The 14,573-nt window shown below is 61.9% G+C and carries 11 protein-coding genes; 9 read left to right on the forward strand and 2 right to left on the reverse strand.

The features are described from left to right. Window position 1 precedes the first annotated feature (1 nt). Both M1E12_RS15380 and M1E12_RS15385 read left to right on the forward strand, forming a co-directional pair. A complete protein-coding gene (locus M1E12_RS15380; protein ID WP_479562420.1) occupies window positions 2-961 on the forward strand; it encodes an acetamidase/formamidase family protein in 960 nt (319 codons plus the stop codon). Beyond that, window positions 958-2,733 carry an ABC transporter ATP-binding protein gene (locus tag M1E12_RS15385; protein ID WP_479562421.1) on the forward strand — a complete coding sequence of 592 codons (1,776 nt, stop codon included), beginning with the start codon at window positions 958-960 and terminating at the stop codon, window positions 2,731-2,733. Before M1E12_RS15380 ends, M1E12_RS15385 begins: the two co-directional genes overlap by 4 nt. Before the next feature lie 36 nt (window positions 2,734-2,769). Here the strand turns inward: M1E12_RS15385 and M1E12_RS15390 are convergent, their stop codons facing one another. Both M1E12_RS15390 and M1E12_RS15395 read right to left on the reverse strand, forming a co-directional pair. Further along, entirely contained in the window at window positions 2,770-4,992 is a 2,223-nt protein-coding gene (locus M1E12_RS15390) for a mechanosensitive ion channel domain-containing protein (protein WP_479562422.1), read from the reverse strand. 562 nt (window positions 4,993-5,554) lie between these two features. Next, window positions 5,555-6,547 (reverse strand): L,D-transpeptidase, encoded by a 993-nt coding sequence (locus M1E12_RS15395; protein ID WP_479562423.1) that lies wholly within the window; start codon window positions 6,545-6,547, stop codon window positions 5,555-5,557. Between the two features lie 188 nt (window positions 6,548-6,735). Between M1E12_RS15395 and M1E12_RS15400 the strand changes: the two genes are divergently transcribed. The 7 genes from M1E12_RS15400 (at window position 6,736) to M1E12_RS15430 (ending at window position 14,573) form a co-directional block, all read left to right on the forward strand. After that, complete coding sequence (locus M1E12_RS15400; protein ID WP_479562424.1) at window positions 6,736-7,650, forward strand: LysR family transcriptional regulator; 915 nt, start codon at window positions 6,736-6,738, stop codon at window positions 7,648-7,650. A 118-nt stretch (window positions 7,651-7,768) separates the two neighbouring features. Further along, complete coding sequence (locus M1E12_RS15405; RefSeq protein ID WP_479562425.1) at window positions 7,769-8,467, forward strand: SH3 domain-containing protein; 699 nt, start codon at window positions 7,769-7,771, stop codon at window positions 8,465-8,467. Window positions 8,468-8,517: 50 nt separating this feature from the next. Continuing rightward, window positions 8,518-8,853 (forward strand): putative periplasmic lipoprotein, encoded by a 336-nt coding sequence (locus tag M1E12_RS15410; RefSeq protein WP_479562426.1) that lies wholly within the window; start codon window positions 8,518-8,520, stop codon window positions 8,851-8,853. 103 nt (window positions 8,854-8,956) lie between these two features. Further along, the gene (locus M1E12_RS15415; protein ID WP_479562427.1) at window positions 8,957-11,023 is read left to right on the forward strand and encodes a M13 family metallopeptidase; all 2,067 of its coding nucleotides are present in this window, start codon (window positions 8,957-8,959) and stop codon (window positions 11,021-11,023) included. A gap of 46 nt (window positions 11,024-11,069) precedes the next feature. Further along, the gene (locus M1E12_RS15420; RefSeq protein WP_479562428.1) at window positions 11,070-11,618 is read left to right on the forward strand and encodes a hypothetical protein; all 549 of its coding nucleotides are present in this window, start codon (window positions 11,070-11,072) and stop codon (window positions 11,616-11,618) included. A 77-nt stretch (window positions 11,619-11,695) separates the two neighbouring features. Then, window positions 11,696-13,660 (forward strand): alpha/beta hydrolase, encoded by a 1,965-nt coding sequence (locus M1E12_RS15425; RefSeq protein WP_479562429.1) that lies wholly within the window; start codon window positions 11,696-11,698, stop codon window positions 13,658-13,660. Window positions 13,661-13,796: 136 nt separating this feature from the next. Next, the gene (locus tag M1E12_RS15430) at window positions 13,797-14,573 is read left to right on the forward strand and encodes a lysostaphin resistance A-like protein (RefSeq protein WP_479562430.1); all 777 of its coding nucleotides are present in this window, start codon (window positions 13,797-13,799) and stop codon (window positions 14,571-14,573) included.

The raw sequence follows: 14,573 nt of genomic DNA on the forward strand, positions 1-14,573 counted from the left end.
CATGTGCAAGCACTGCAACCACACGATCCATGCCCATCAGCACCATTTCGGCTGGGACAACGCGTTTGCCCCTGCCCTGACCGCTGCGCCGGGCGAGACGATCCTGTTCCAGTGCCTTGACAGTTCTGGGGGCCAGCTCGGCCCCCAGTCCACCGTCGAGGACGTGGTGGCGCTGGATTTCGCCAAGATCAACCCCGTATCCGGACCGATCTACGTCGATGGCGCCAAGCCCGGCGACGTGCTGAAGGTGACGATCGAGAGCTTCACCCCGCAGCTGCGCGATGGTGCGGGCTTCGGATGGACGGCGAACATTCCGGGCTTCGGGCTGCTGGCTGATCAGTTCACCGCCCCCGCGCTCAACGTCTGGAAATTCGACGCAACGAGCATGGAGCCTGCCCTCTTCGGCAAGAATGGCCGCGTGCCGCTGAAGCCGTTTGCCGGGACCATCGGCAACGCGCTGGCCGAGAAGGGCCATCACACCGTTGTGCCGCCGCGCCGCGTGGGCGGCAATCTCGATATTCGCGATCTCGCAGCTGGCACGACGCTCTACCTGCCGGTCGAGGTCGATGGCGCACTCTTTTCCGTCGGCGACACCCATGCCGCACAAGGTGACGGGGAAGTTTGCGGCACGGCCATCGAAAGCCCGTTCGACGTCGTGCTGACGCTCGACCTCATCAAGGACCAGCCGCTGAAGACCCCACGCTTCACGACACCGGGTCCGGTGACGCGTCACCTCGACGCCAAGGGCTATGAAGTGACGACGGGCATTGGCCCTGACCTGTGGACCGCGGCCAAGGATGCTGTCGCCGGGATGGTCGATCTGCTCGCCACCAACCAAAAAATGGATCCGGTGGACGCTTATATGCTCGTCTCGACCTGTGGCGATCTGCGGATCTCCGAAATCGTCGACATGCCCAATGTCGTTGTCAGCTTCTATTTCCCGAGGGCCGTCTTCGAATGACCGCAGCCATGCTTTCACCCGTGATCGACAAGACGGCGGATATCGTCCTGTCGGTTCGCGACCTGCAGGTCTCTGCCCGCTCCAATCAGGGGCTCGTTCCGCTTGTCGACGGACTGAGCTTCGATCTGCATCGCGGAGAAACACTGGCGATCGCGGGGGAAAGCGGCTCCGGCAAGTCCATCACCTCGCTCGCCTGCATGGGGCTTTTGCCGGCCCCTGCCGTAAGGGTGACGGGGGGCTCCATCCGCTTCGGCGAAACGGAGCTGACCACGCTTCCGGAAAAGACGATGCAGGCGATGCGCGGCGCGCGCATCGCCATGATCTTCCAGGAACCGATGACGGCGCTCAACCCGGTCATGAGCATCGGGCGCCAGTTGATCGAAGCAATCCGCGCCCATGAACCGCTTTCCCTTTCTCAAGCAAGGACCCGCGCGCTCGAGGCGGTGAAGGCTGTCCGGCTGTCCCAGCCGGAGAAGCGGCTGGAGCAATATCCCCACGAGCTTTCAGGCGGCATGCGTCAGCGTGTGATGATCGCCATGGCCATCGCCCTGCGCCCCGCCGTTCTCATCGCGGACGAACCGACGACGGCGCTCGACGTGACGGTACAGCGTGAGGTGCTCGACCTCCTGAGAGACCTGCAGCGGGAACTCGGGACGGCCGTCATTCTCATCACCCACGACATGGGCGTCGTTGCGGAGATGGCCGACCGGGTCATTGTGATGCGCAAGGGGAAAATGGTCGAGAGCGCCTCGACGGTCGATCTCTTCGATGCGCCCCAGGATCAGTATACCCGCGATCTCCTCGCAGCCGTTCCCCGCATCGGCACGGGGGCTTCCCGGGAAGAGCCGCAAAGCCGCGACGTGCTGGTCAGATATGACGACGTCTCGGTGACGTTTCCGATCCGCCAGGGCTTGCTCGGCCGCGTCGCCGCACGAGTGCACGCCGTCGAACATGTCTCGATGGAGATATTCCGGGGTGAGACCCTGTCATTGGTCGGGGAATCCGGCTGCGGCAAGTCGACCATGGCGAAGGCACTGGTGGGGCTTGTGCCGCATACCGGCCGCATCGAGATCAACGGCCAGGCTCTGCATGATCTGGGCAGCGCCGGGCGCAAGGCAGTCCGCCGCGATTTGCAGATCGTCTTCCAGGATCCGATGGCGGCTCTTGATGGGCGGATGACCGTTGGCGAACTGATCCGCGAGCCTCTGGTGATCCATGGGATCGGCACGCCAGACGAACAGAGGGCCCGCGTGCGCGAGCTGCTGGAGCGCGTGGAAATGTCGCCGAGCGTCTACAATCGCTATCCGCACCAGTTTTCGGGCGGCCAGCGCCAGCGCATCTGCATCGCCCGGGCGCTCGCCCTCAAGCCCAAGCTGATCGTGTGCGATGAGAGCGTCGCCGCTCTCGACGTTTCCATCCAGGCGAAGGTTCTCGACCTTCTCCGCGACCTGCAGAAGGAGAGCGGCGTTACCTACCTCTTCATCAGCCACGATATGGCTGTGGTCGAGAACATCTCCGACCGCGTGGCAGTCATGTATCTCGGCCAGATCGTCGAGATGGGGACGCGCGCCCAGCTCTTCGGCAATCCGCAGCATCCCTATACGCAGCGGCTACTGTCCGCCGTGCCAGTCCCCGACCCACGCCGCGAGCGCCAACCGGGGCTCAGAATGTCCGACGAGATCCCGAGCCCCGTCTGGAAGATCGGCACCCAGCCCGAACGCGTGAAGCTCGTTGATATCGGTGGCGGCCACCTTGTCGCAGAACAGGTCTAAGCGGGAACTGCGGCGATTGCAGCTCTCGCCTCTCGATCAATCCGTTTCCGTGATCAAGGTCGGCTTTTCGGACGCATCCGTCTTCGAGACTGCGTCGTTCTTCACCCGAAGGGGCGGCGCACCCCCGGCCTTGTCCTCGCCCATATAGAGGGTGACATGCGGGAATGGGATCTCGATCCCCCGCCTGTCGAAGACCTGCTTGATGAACTCGTTATAGGCGCGTCCCGTGGCCCAGTGACCGCCCGGAACGGTCTTGATGCGGGCGCGCACCATCACCGCACTGTCGGCGAAAGCGGTGACGCCATGCATGTCGAGTTTGTCGATGATCATGTCGCGCCATTCGCTCTGCATCAGAAGGTCGAAGGCCTCCTGCATCGCCTCCTTCACCTCATCGATGTTCTCGCGATAGGCAACCCCGATTTCCGCCACATGATAGCTGAAGCCCTTCATCATGTTGGAAACGGTGTCGACGGAAGAAAACGGGATCAGATGCAGCGTTCCATCGAGAGAGCGGATCGAAACGGAGCGGATCGTCAGCCTTTCCACGACCCCGCTAAGGCTGCCAAGGCTGACGACATCGCCTTCGTTCATGACATTTTCCAGCTGGATGAAGACGCCGGTGATGATGTCCTGAACGAGCTTCTGCGCGCCAAAGCCGATCGCCAGACCGAGAACACCGGCACCGGCCAGCAAGGGCGCGATATTGACGCCGATCTGCGCCAGCGCCAGCATCGAAACCAGGACGACGAGCGCAATGGTGAAGGCATTCTGGAAGAGGGAGAGCAGCGTTTTTTCACGGCTGGTCGGAATGCTGCCAAATTGCGGGTTGAGCCGATATTCCACCCAGGAAGACATGGCGAGATAGGCGACGAAGCCGAGCAACAGAATGACCAGCGCCGCCAGAGCCGAACCGCTGATCCGCTGACCTGCCTCGGAGGAAAGCCAGCCGAGGAAGTCGATGAGCCCCCAGGACTGCGCAATGGCGATGATCACACCGATCGTCACCACCGTCCGGATGATCTGCATGACCCGCGGCACGAAGGCCTTCAGTCGCGCCTCAAGCGCCGGCAGACGCGCCCGCACATCATCGGGAAGCCTCAGGCCCACATTCGCGAAGCGGCCGATAAAGGCAATCACCAATCCGCCCACGACGACAGCCACACCCGATTTCAGCGTCGCCGCCATCATGAAAGGCAGGGCATCCGTAGGATTGACCAGCCAGACGGCGAAGATGGCAATGAGATACGCGATGGCCAGGAGATGCCAGATGCCCGCGAGCAGGGCGCCGCTACGGCTGATGAAATCGGTCCGACCCGTTGCCGCCCGCGACGAGAAGACATGACGAACCCGCTCGCGGTTCTGCAGGATGACAACGATCCCGATCACCAGCGCCGTCAGCATGACCAGCACCCGCGCAGCCTGGGCCGCGGCTTCCGAAACGTTCGACGCCAGGATCGGCGCCACGAACATGAAGGTGTAGCCGATCAGTGAAACGACGCGCGCAAGCCAGAAATACCAATAGGCAGCCGTCAGGTCCGAGATCGGCAGGACCCTGAGGTTTGGAAAGCGCGCCTGCAGGAAGAGCCGCATCGCGACCTTGATCATCTCCACGACCAGGAAGGCATTCAGGAGCAGGGTCTGGTTGATGTCCATCTGCCCGGTTCTGCCGCCGACGAGCTGCAGAGCGATCAGATAGCCAGCACCCCAGGCCAGGGCCACGGTCAGGATGTCGATGATCGTTGCGACAAGTACGAGCGCCGTCCGGATCGACCAGTTGCGTCCGGCAGCACGGCGATCGAGCGAGCGCTGGAGAGGATGCGCCAGGAGCCTGAGCACGAGATAGGACGCAAACAGCCCCGCGCCGACCAGAATGACGTTGATCACCAGAGTGCGGAAATCCGCAAAATCAACCAGGCTAGGATCGGAGAACATCACGACGAGAGCCGCAAGCCCGCTCCAGACCGCCTCCGCCCCATCGACGATCTGCTCGGCTGCGGCCCGCGTTTGCTCGGCAACCTGCCGCGCGATCGTCGAGTTCGCGTCGCCCACCTCCCCGCTCTCCTGCGCGGCAGCCTCAGCCTTAAGCCTGTCGAGAAGCGCACCCCGCGCTTCCTCGCTCTCCAGGATCCGGATCAGATCATTGACGCTACTGGTCGGATTTGGGGCAGGCTCAGCACTCTCCTGCGCATGAGCGAGCGATGGAAGAATGATGAGGACCAGAAGAACCAGAAGGCTGGCGATACGATTTCGGCAATTCATGGGACACTTTCGACTGAGCAACTCCACCGGTCGACATGGCGCCGATGCCCGTGACGTCAACCCTCATCAACATCAAACACTTCTTCGATCCTCGCGGGTGCACCATCCCAGCGCGACCTCAGCCCCAGCTCAAAGATAAAGGCCCGATCCTTGTGAGGCGCGGGCCATGCATGGCGGGAATTGAAGGTATTTGAAGACGGCAACCGGTGAAGAACGGGCTGGATTATGGCCCGATCATCACCGGTGAAGCGGATAGTATCCGCCAAGAAGCGTTGGATGTCGCTCAGCCCAAACCAAAGAACGATAGGACCGCAATGACAACGACAACCAAGCCTACGAGATAGATTACATTATTCATCTTCACTCCCTTTCGCTCACCCGTTGAGAACGGAAAACGGAAGTGATTGTTCCACTTCGGTGGCTAGAACATCTCGGGTCAAATCTTGACCACCGCGCGACCGGTTTCGATCGGATCGTGTGAAATAGTGACCCCGGATGTGGCGCTGTGGACTACGCCGCCTCTCCTCTGCAGCGATGGGCGTGTGCATGGGAAGGTTCGTTCTCAACTCATGATCACAAAATCCTTGCCCGATCGGCTGTCGGGGGCAAGCGGCGCGTCGGTGAGGATGAGGATGGCGCCGGGATGCAGGACCTTTTGCATGGTGGAGACGAAAGGCGGGTCGGCCGAGATGCGGGAGATGATGTTGGCGGCCGTGCTGACAACCCCCGGATCTTCCTCGGAGTTCGCAAACGCGATCCAGCGCATGCCTTGGGCAGCCTGATCGAGACTGTCCAGCAGAAAGACATGGCTGCCGAGCTTGTCCCTGCCGCTGACGGTGATCTGGCCCTCTGCGCGGATCTCCGAATTCTCCACCAGGAGGGCACGCCCGTCATAGGTTGACATGATCACCGAAACCACCGGCTGCTTGCTCAGATCCGTCCAGTCGCTGGGGCGCTCCTTGCCGTGCAGGGCCGCGACCGCGCCCTCGAACTCGCGGGCCGCATAGGCGCCGAGCACCATGCCCGGATGGGTGATGTCATAGGGGTCGGTGGCGGCGCCCGAGATGATCACCGGTGTGCCGAGATGGGTGATGCCGAACAGGCGCTCCGAAAAGTCCATGGGCAGGCGCACGCAGCCATGCGAGGCCGGATAACCGGGCAGATTTCCGGCATGGAGCGCGATGCCGGACCAGGTGAGCCGGTTCATGTTCGGCATCGGCGCATCGTCATAGGTGCTGGACTTGTGATGCTTGTCCTTCTGCAGGACCACGAACACGCCGGTCGGCGTCTCATGACCCGGCTTTCCGGTCGAGCAGGTGGAAACGGCGATGCGGATGCCGTTGCGGTAGACATGGACGCGCTGCTCCGGCAGCGAGACGATGATCGCCACCGGCCCGATCCGCTGCCGCTCGGGATGCCAGGTGAACTCTCCCGGCTTCAAGGCCGCGACCTCCTTCATCACTTCCCCGGCCAGCAGTGCGACGGGACTGCCAAGAAGCGCGACCGCCGACATCCCCTTCACAAAAAGACGCCTGCCCTCGTCTGCCTTCCTCATGGTCGATCTCTCGTTCACAATTTCGACGGGAGAGAGCATTTCAGTGCCGACCGCGGGTGTCCAATGAGTTTCTCTCTTGAATTTTAAATAATCCTCATGAAACGTTAGTTTCAGGCGCATCCACTCTTGCCTGCGGCGGGGTAGAGTGCGCCGGATTTAGAGCTTGTTGCCGCCTCAAGGATCACGCGATGGATTTCAGGCATAACCTCAGGGCCTTGCACACGTTCGAAACGGTCTCTCGCCATCTCTCCGTCGCAGCGGCAGCGGAGGAACTCGGGGTGACCCAAAGCGCCGTCAGCCACCAGTTGCGTCTGCTCGGAGAAATCGTCGGAGAACGGCTGATCCAGAAACATGGCCGCGGCATCGCCTTGACGGATGCCGGGCGAGACCTCGCGCGACGCCTGCAGCCGGCCTTTGCCGAAATCGACCGCTCGCTGGCCGAGGCGATCGGCGGCACCCGCGATCGGGTGCGGCTTGCGATCTGCAGCAGTTTCGCCCAGGCCTGGCTCGTGCCGCGGCTTCAGTCCTTCTATCAGGCCCATCCGGATATCGATCTGCAGATCCTGATGTATGCGCAGGATCCGGAGCTCTCCGATGCCTCGGGCGATGCCTTCGTGACGACGCTGCCGAGGGATCGCGGTTACCATGCACAGCTGCTCTGGCCGGAAAATCTCGTTCCCATCGTGTCTTCATCTGTTGCGGCACGAAATAAGGGCTTCCGCTACATCACCACCGAGCTGCAACCCGGCAAGATCGGAAGCGACTGGCAGGCCTATGCCCGTTATACCGGAAGGGCCGATCTCCTGCCGCTCGACTGCCGATGGCTGTTTGCCTCGCATTATGTGATCGCGCTCGACATGGTGCGTCGGGATCTCGGCGCAGCGCTGGTTCCGGACTTCCTCGCACAACCCGAACTGGATGCTGGACAGCTGACACTTCTCGATCCCGCGAAGCTCCCGACACACGAGGACTACCACCTCTGCATCAAGGAGAGCCGCCGCACCGAGCCTGCTCTGGATGCGTTGATCCGCTGGTTCAGGCTGGAGCTCGGCAAATCCCAGCGATGCGCGCAGAAGGAGACCCTGAAACTGGTACAACCATGAGACTTTCTCATATTAGACTAATTTAATTCACTGGTTCGCAAGCTTTCAGCATGCCAGTCTGAAGACATCGGAAGGTTGCAAGGCAGGCATTCTAAGCCTTCCCAACGGGAGATGTCCGATGCGTCGGTGGCGTGCGTTCTTGGCTGGAGTGATTGCGGCGGCGCTTCTTGTCGTCGCCGATGCGGGGCCGCAAACGGCGGTCGCGCAAGAGCAAAATGTCCGCGTCGAATTCGGCCGAGGCCAGAGCTCGACGGTCATCCGTGGCACGGTCCGCGGCTATGAAGGCGCAAATTACCGGGTCAACGTCCGGGGCGGCCAGCGTCTCGCCGTCACGATGGATAGCTCCAACGGCAGCAACTACTTCAACATCCTCGGCCCCGGCGGCGGCGACGCGCTGTTCAACGGCTCGATCTCGGGCGATTTCGCCGACATCATCGTTCCCGACAGCGGCGACTATGTCGTCCAAGTCTACCTGATGCGCAATGCCGCGCGCCGCAACGAGCAGGCGCGGTTTACGCTCAGGATCGAAGTGACGGGCGGCCGACCGATCGCCCCGCCTCAGCCAGACTTTGCCGACGGCCTTTCGGGCGGCCCCGACTTCTTTCAGGTGGCCGGCATCTCACCAGGCGATGCCCTCAACATCAGAACGCGGCCCTCGGCACAGAGCCCGATCGTCACCCGGGTGGTCAACGGCGAGATCCTGCGCAACGGCGGATGCCGCATGACCGCCCAGACGCGCTGGTGCCGTGTTTCGCGCCCCGATGGCAGCGCATCCGGCTGGGCGGCCGGCCGGTTTCTGATCGAGGCGAGCAACTGAGAGGCTCGCAAACGGTAAGGCAGACACAACGACAAGAGGGGGAAAAAGGCATGAAGACGTTCCTGGTCACCACCAGCATGATCTGCATCGCAGCCGCAGTCCTGTCCGGCTGCACCTCGGACGGCAGCTCGGAAATGCCGCCGATGGCGTCGACCCAGCCCCTGATGGACGAGAGCGTTCCGCCAGCGGCCCGCAGTGCCTGCCTCGCCGCCGTGTCGAACACCACCAATAACGGCGATGTGCAGATCACGGAGATGATCTTCTCGGAAGCCAATTCGCAGGTGACCGTCGGCGTCGGTCCGACGCGGGCGCCTTGGCGCTGCCTGGTTTCGAACAGCGGCGTGGTCGCGAACGTGATGTCGCTGACGAACGAAGGTTCGCTCTGATCGGACCGATGACGGTGCCGGCCTCCCGGCATCGGCTTTACGCGCAAGAGGTGGCAAAGGCCACCGGATGGCATCTGTCATGCTCGACCGTAGAGGGAACTCCATGCTGCGCCTGACTTCGCTTGCCCTTCTGTCTCTGTCGGCATCCATCGCTGCATCGGCCGCGGAGCAGGTGCCGGTGCCGGACATCGGACCTGACCAGTTGTCGTTCTCGATCACGAACATGGATCCCTCCGTGGATCCGGGAACGGACTTCTACCGCTATGCCGCAGGCGGGTGGCTCGACCGCGTCGAGCGGCCGGCCGATCGCGTCAGCATCGATACCTTCGACTTCATGGGCCGAAGGCTGACTGCGCAGATGCAGAACCTGATGGCAGAGGCCGGCAAAAAATCGGTGACAGCAGAAAAAGGCAGCCCGCTGCAGCAGGTCGGCGCCTTCTACAACGCCTACATGGACACCCCAGCCCTTGACGCGAAAGGCATCACGCCGATCGAGCCGGAACTTGCCCGGATCGACGCCATTACCGGGATGGACGACCTCGCCACCTATCTCGGACGATACATTACAGTCGCCGGTGAGGTGGCTCTGATCGGCCTCGTTCCGTCGACCGACCAGGCCGACACAACGAAGATGGCCCTTTTCCTTGTCGAGGGATCCCTGATCTTCAATCAGGAAAACCTCTACGACACCCCGCCGGGCTCGGAACTCGACCTCGCGCTGCGCGGCAACCTGAGGCAGGTGCTGGAAACCGCCGGCTATGACGCAGAGCGCGCCGCGGCGGTGGTCGACATGATCGCCGATCTCGAACGGGAGCTGCATTCGGCCACGTTGACGCCGGTCGAGGCCATGAACCCCGCCAACAGCTATCAGCCGAAAAGCTTCGCGGATATCCAGGCGGAGATCCCAACCCTTGATCTCGGCAAGATGCTGGCCGCTGTCGACGTTGCGCCACCGGACAGGATTGTCCTCACCCAGCCGCGCTATCTGGCCGCCCTTGAAAAGATGCTCAAGGACCGTCCGATCGGGGACATCAAGGACTATCTGAAGGTGAAGGTGATCAACCACTTCAGGCCGTATCTCGGCACGCGCTTCGATGCGGCTGCGCGGGAGTGGAACAAGATCGTCTACGGCATTGATCGGCTTCCACCCCGGTCGGAACTGGTGCAATCGGCCCTGCAGTCCAATCTCGGCCATCCGGTTTCACGCCTGTATGTCGAGCGCCACTTCACCGAAGATACCAAGGCGAAAGCACGGGACATGGTGGAGCGCGTCCACCAGACCTTCCAGAACCGCATGCAGACGAGAGACTGGCTGGCACCGGAGACCAAGAAGGCAGCCCTCGAGAAGCTGGAGAAGCTGTCCTACAAGATCGGCTACCCGGAAAGCTGGATCGACTACGGCTCGGTGGAGATCCGCGCGGACGACCTTGTCGGCAACATCATGCGGCTCACCGCCTTCGATGCGGGCCGCACCTATGCCAAGCTCGGCAAACCCGCCGTCAGCGAAGACTTTTCCGACAGCCGCACGACGCTGCCTGTGATCATCAATGCCGGCTATAGCATGTCAAAGAATGGCTTCGAAGTTCCGGCGGCCATCCTTCAACCGGCCGCCTTCGAGGCGGAAAAGGACGCAGCCACTTACTTCTGCCGCATCGGCGCCGTGCTCGGCCACGAGATGACCCATGGCTTCGACAGCCGCGGTCGGCTCTACGATGCGAAGGGCAATCTAAATGACTGGTGGAAGCCTGAGGATGCTGCGGCCTTCGAAAAGGAGGCGCAGAAGCTGGTTGAGCAGGCCAGCGCCTACGAAGTGCTGCCGGGGCTGAAGCTCAATGGCGCGCTGAGCGTCGGCGAAAACATGGCCGATGTCGGCGGCATCAACTTCGCCTACGAGGCGCTGAAGGATTATCTGGCCGAACATCCGGAAGAAAACGTCAGCATCGATGGCCTCACCCCGGCACAGCGCTGCTTCATTTCGTGGGCGCAGTTCTGGGCGATGAAAGTGACGGATCAGGCGATCCGCAGCGTCTTCATGAGCAATGCCCATCCGCCAGGTTTCTATCGCGCCACCGCTGCCCTCAAGCATGTCGATGCCTTCTACGAAGCCTTCGATATCAGCGAGGGCGACAAGGAATGGCTCCCGCCGGAACGACGCGTGAGGGCCTGGTGAACCTGCAATCAGATCTTGAAGCAAATAGGTGCAAAGGAGAGTGACCATGAAACGCATCATCGCATTGTTTGCGGCGACCACACTGGCCTTCCAGGTTGGCATGCCCCAGGCCGAGGCCGGCATGAGCGACAAGGACAAGGCAGCCGCCGCCGCAGCGGCCATCGCCCTCCTCGGCATCGCCGCCCTGGCACACAACAAGCATCACTATCAGGAGGGCTACGAACCCGGGGATAGCGAGGAGATGGCCGAATTCGAACGCGGCTATCGGGATGGCGTCCATGGCTATCCCTATTGGGAGCAGAACCGCACCAGGGGATACGCCGAAGGCTATCAGGCCGGCAACACGGAGCGGGATCATTCGATGGCCCATCGCCAGCAGGCAACCGGAGCCAAGGCCCCGCCGATGGCCTATCAGGGCTGCGCCCAGATCGTGGCGCAGAACTTCGCTGTCGGCACGCATCAGGTCCACTTCACCAAGGCGCGCTCTCCAGGCAAGCACGAATGGCTGATCGAAGCCGCAGTCGGGCGGCAGTACATGACCTGCAAGATGCGGGACACAGGCGAACTGATCGATCTCACCGGCGGCCGCCTCTGAAATGCTTCACGGGTTGCAGCGCTTGATTGCTGCGGCCCATTTTCCCGATAGAAAATGCGTCAAAGAGGGGAGTTTCGATGGACTATACCGGCATACTGGCCTTGATCTCCTTCCTCACCGGCAACGCCGAGGAAGGTTTCGCCGATTTGAAGGCGGCTACGGCAGGAAACGCGCCGATCTCCCAGATCGTCTGCCCGCGCCCCCTTCCCGCCGACGAGATCGAAGGCAAGACCGTCTTTTGCGGAACGGTTCAGGTTCCAGAGGACCATGCGAAGCCTGATGGCAAGAAGATCAGCCTCGACTTCGCGATCCTCAAATCGCACTCGGTTTATCCGGAACGCGATCCGGTCGTCTATCTGCAGGGCGGCCCGGGTGGGAGTGCAATGGTGCAAATCCCGCTGCTCGCCCAGACCTTCGAACCCTTGCGGAAAACCCGCGACGTGGTGTTCTGGGACCAGCGCTCGGCCGGCCTATCAGGCCATTCGGTCAAATGCTTCAACGCGCTGGCGGCCAATGCCGCCATCATCGCCAAGAAACAATACACCTCCACTGCGATCGACGGATCGAATGTCGACAACAACACGATCGCCGATTGCCTGCGGGAGATCGAAGCTGCCGGCATCGACATCTCCAAATACAACACCACCGAGAACGCCAGGGATATCCCGACGATCGTCAAGACGCTCGGCTACGAGAGCTACAATCTCTACGGCATTTCCTACGGCACCAAGCTGGCGCTGGAAGCCATGCGGGTTGCGCCCGAGGGCATTCGATCGGTTGTCATCGACGGTGTAGCGCCGCCCTGGGTGAAGCTCTACGACACCTTCGCGCTGAAGGTCAGCGAGCCGATCGAACACGTGGTCGAACAGTGCAAGACGGATGAGACCTGCAACACGACCTTCCCGGAACTCGACAAGATCATCATCGAGACCCTGCACGCCGCCAAGGCCGGCAAGGTCATTCACCAGGGCAAGCCGATGGAGCCAAAGACGATCTTTCGTCCCTTCGAGGAGCGCAACGCGAAATACGGCAACCTGTCGATGACGCCCTATCTGCCCGCCTTCATCTACGAACTTCATCGCGGCAAGGAGATGCCGACCGTCGACCTGCTGGTCGGTCGCGACTTCGTCATGCCGATGCCGGGTGATGACGACGTTGCCAAGGCGTCCGCGACGCTGCCAAAGGCCCAGCGCGCCCTGATCGGCACCTTGGCCGACAATGCCGTGATTTCGGCCAGGCTAGACCGCTCGAACCAGAGCATCATGGAACAGTTGCGCGACGAAATCGATGCGGAAAAGAACTATGGCCGTGTCGCCACCCTCTTCGATATCGAATTGGAGAAAGCGCTGATTGCCGCACGCGGGAGCGATGACGCCAAGGCTGCCAGGATGGTCGCCGACTACGCTGCCCTGCAGAACATCAATCCGTCCAAGAAAGCGCTTGTCACCTTCGTCAAGACCCATACCAGCGGCGAGGCCTCAGGCCGGCTGACGGCCCTGATCGACAGCATGAGCGAAGCGGAAGTCGCCGGCTATTTCGCCATCATCCAGCGGGACATCGCCAAATCGGAAGAAGCCTTCTTCGGCGACCTCTACCTCTTCAACTATGCCTGCCAGGAAGACCTGCCCTTCAACAGTTTCGAGGGCTATCAAAAATTCACCGCTGCGCAGAAATACCCCTATATCGGCGATGATGCCGACGAGGCGGCCCGCTTCGTCTTCGGTTCCTGCATCCCCTTCAAGCAGGTTCAGCGCGACAACTGGCAGGTCCCGGTCAAAAGCGACATCCCGACGCTCTCGATCGGAAGTCTCTATGACAGCCAGACGCCGGCAAGCTGGGCGAAACTCGCGACCGAAGAACTGACGAATGCCCAGGTCTTCATGATCCCCGAGGCCGGCCATGGCGCGCTGCTCTACCAGCCCTGCGTGGCCGACATGGGCGTGGCCTTCATCAATCAGCCCAGCCGCAAACTATCGAACGACTGCGCGGACAGCATCAAGATCGAGTGGCACATGCCGGACTGGGCAAAGGCCGCGAAGTGAGGTCAGGCACTTGCCCCACCGGCAACAGACGAGGGATTTAGGGGATGCAACAGAGGGTCCTCGGCCACTCTGGCTCAGGATCCTGCAGTTTCCGCTGACACGCATCCTCCTGCTTGCCCCGGTGCTTTTTGTGCTGATGGGGATCAGCAACGGCTTCTGGGGCGGGCAGTTTGCCGACCGCCCGCTGCTTGCAATCGGAAGTGCGGCTCTGATGGCAGTATTCGCGATCGTCGTTTATTCAGCATTCGTCCGCTTCATCGAACGACGCCCGGTCAGCGAATTGGCGCGGGCACCGCTGGCGCGCGAACTGGGCCTTGGACTTCTGGGCGGCGCCGGTCTCTATACGCTGTGCGTGCTGATCCTGATGGTGCTCGGCGTCTATCGCGTCGACGGGGTCAACCCCGTTATCCTTGTTCTACCCTCCATCGCCATGGCGATCAGCTCCGGCGTCTTCGAGGAATTGCTGCATCGGGGCGTGATCTTCCGCAATGTCGAGGAACTCGCCGGCAGCTGGATCGCGCTCCTGGTCTCGGCCCTGATCTTCGGGCTGCGCCACCTCGGCAATCCGGATGCGAGCCTCTTGGGCGCCCTTGCGATCACCGTCGAGGCCGGCATTCTGCTCGCGGCGCTCTATCTGCTCACCCGGCGTCTCTGGCTCGGCATCGGCTTCCACATGGGCTGGAACTTCGTGCAGAGCGGGATCTATTCCGGCTCCGTCTCCGGTGCCTTCGAACAACCCGGCCTCATCAAGGCCAGCCTTGAAGGATCCGAATTCCTGACGGGCGGCAAGTTCGGCATGGAGGCAAGCGTGGTGGCATTCGGGTTTTGCACGGCCCTGGGTCTGGTCTTGCTGCGCATGGCGGCAAAACGGGGGAAGACGCTGCCGCCCTCATGGAGACACAACCCCTCATGA

Source organism: Rhizobium sp. K33 (assembly GCF_056501445.1).

What these genes read in the sequence shown, in the direction of transcription:
- M1E12_RS15380 (WP_479562420.1), top strand. Translation starts at nt 2, where the DNA reads ATGTGCAAGCACTGCAACCACACGATCCATGCCCATCAGCACCATTTC.
- M1E12_RS15385 (WP_479562421.1), top strand. Translation starts at nt 958, where the DNA reads ATGACCGCAGCCATGCTTTCACCCGTGATCGACAAGACGGCGGATATC.
- M1E12_RS15390 (WP_479562422.1), bottom strand. Translation starts at nt 4,992, where the DNA reads ATGAATTGCCGAAATCGTATCGCCAGCCTTCTGGTTCTTCTGGTCCTC.
- M1E12_RS15395 (WP_479562423.1), bottom strand. Translation starts at nt 6,547, where the DNA reads ATGAGGAAGGCAGACGAGGGCAGGCGTCTTTTTGTGAAGGGGATGTCG.
- M1E12_RS15400 (WP_479562424.1), top strand. Translation starts at nt 6,736, where the DNA reads ATGGATTTCAGGCATAACCTCAGGGCCTTGCACACGTTCGAAACGGTC.
- M1E12_RS15405 (WP_479562425.1), top strand. Translation starts at nt 7,769, where the DNA reads ATGCGTCGGTGGCGTGCGTTCTTGGCTGGAGTGATTGCGGCGGCGCTT.
- M1E12_RS15410 (WP_479562426.1), top strand. Translation starts at nt 8,518, where the DNA reads ATGAAGACGTTCCTGGTCACCACCAGCATGATCTGCATCGCAGCCGCA.
- M1E12_RS15415 (WP_479562427.1), top strand. Translation starts at nt 8,957, where the DNA reads ATGCTGCGCCTGACTTCGCTTGCCCTTCTGTCTCTGTCGGCATCCATC.
- M1E12_RS15420 (WP_479562428.1), top strand. Translation starts at nt 11,070, where the DNA reads ATGAAACGCATCATCGCATTGTTTGCGGCGACCACACTGGCCTTCCAG.
- M1E12_RS15425 (WP_479562429.1), top strand. Translation starts at nt 11,696, where the DNA reads ATGGACTATACCGGCATACTGGCCTTGATCTCCTTCCTCACCGGCAAC.
- M1E12_RS15430 (WP_479562430.1), top strand. Translation starts at nt 13,797, where the DNA reads ATGGGGATCAGCAACGGCTTCTGGGGCGGGCAGTTTGCCGACCGCCCG.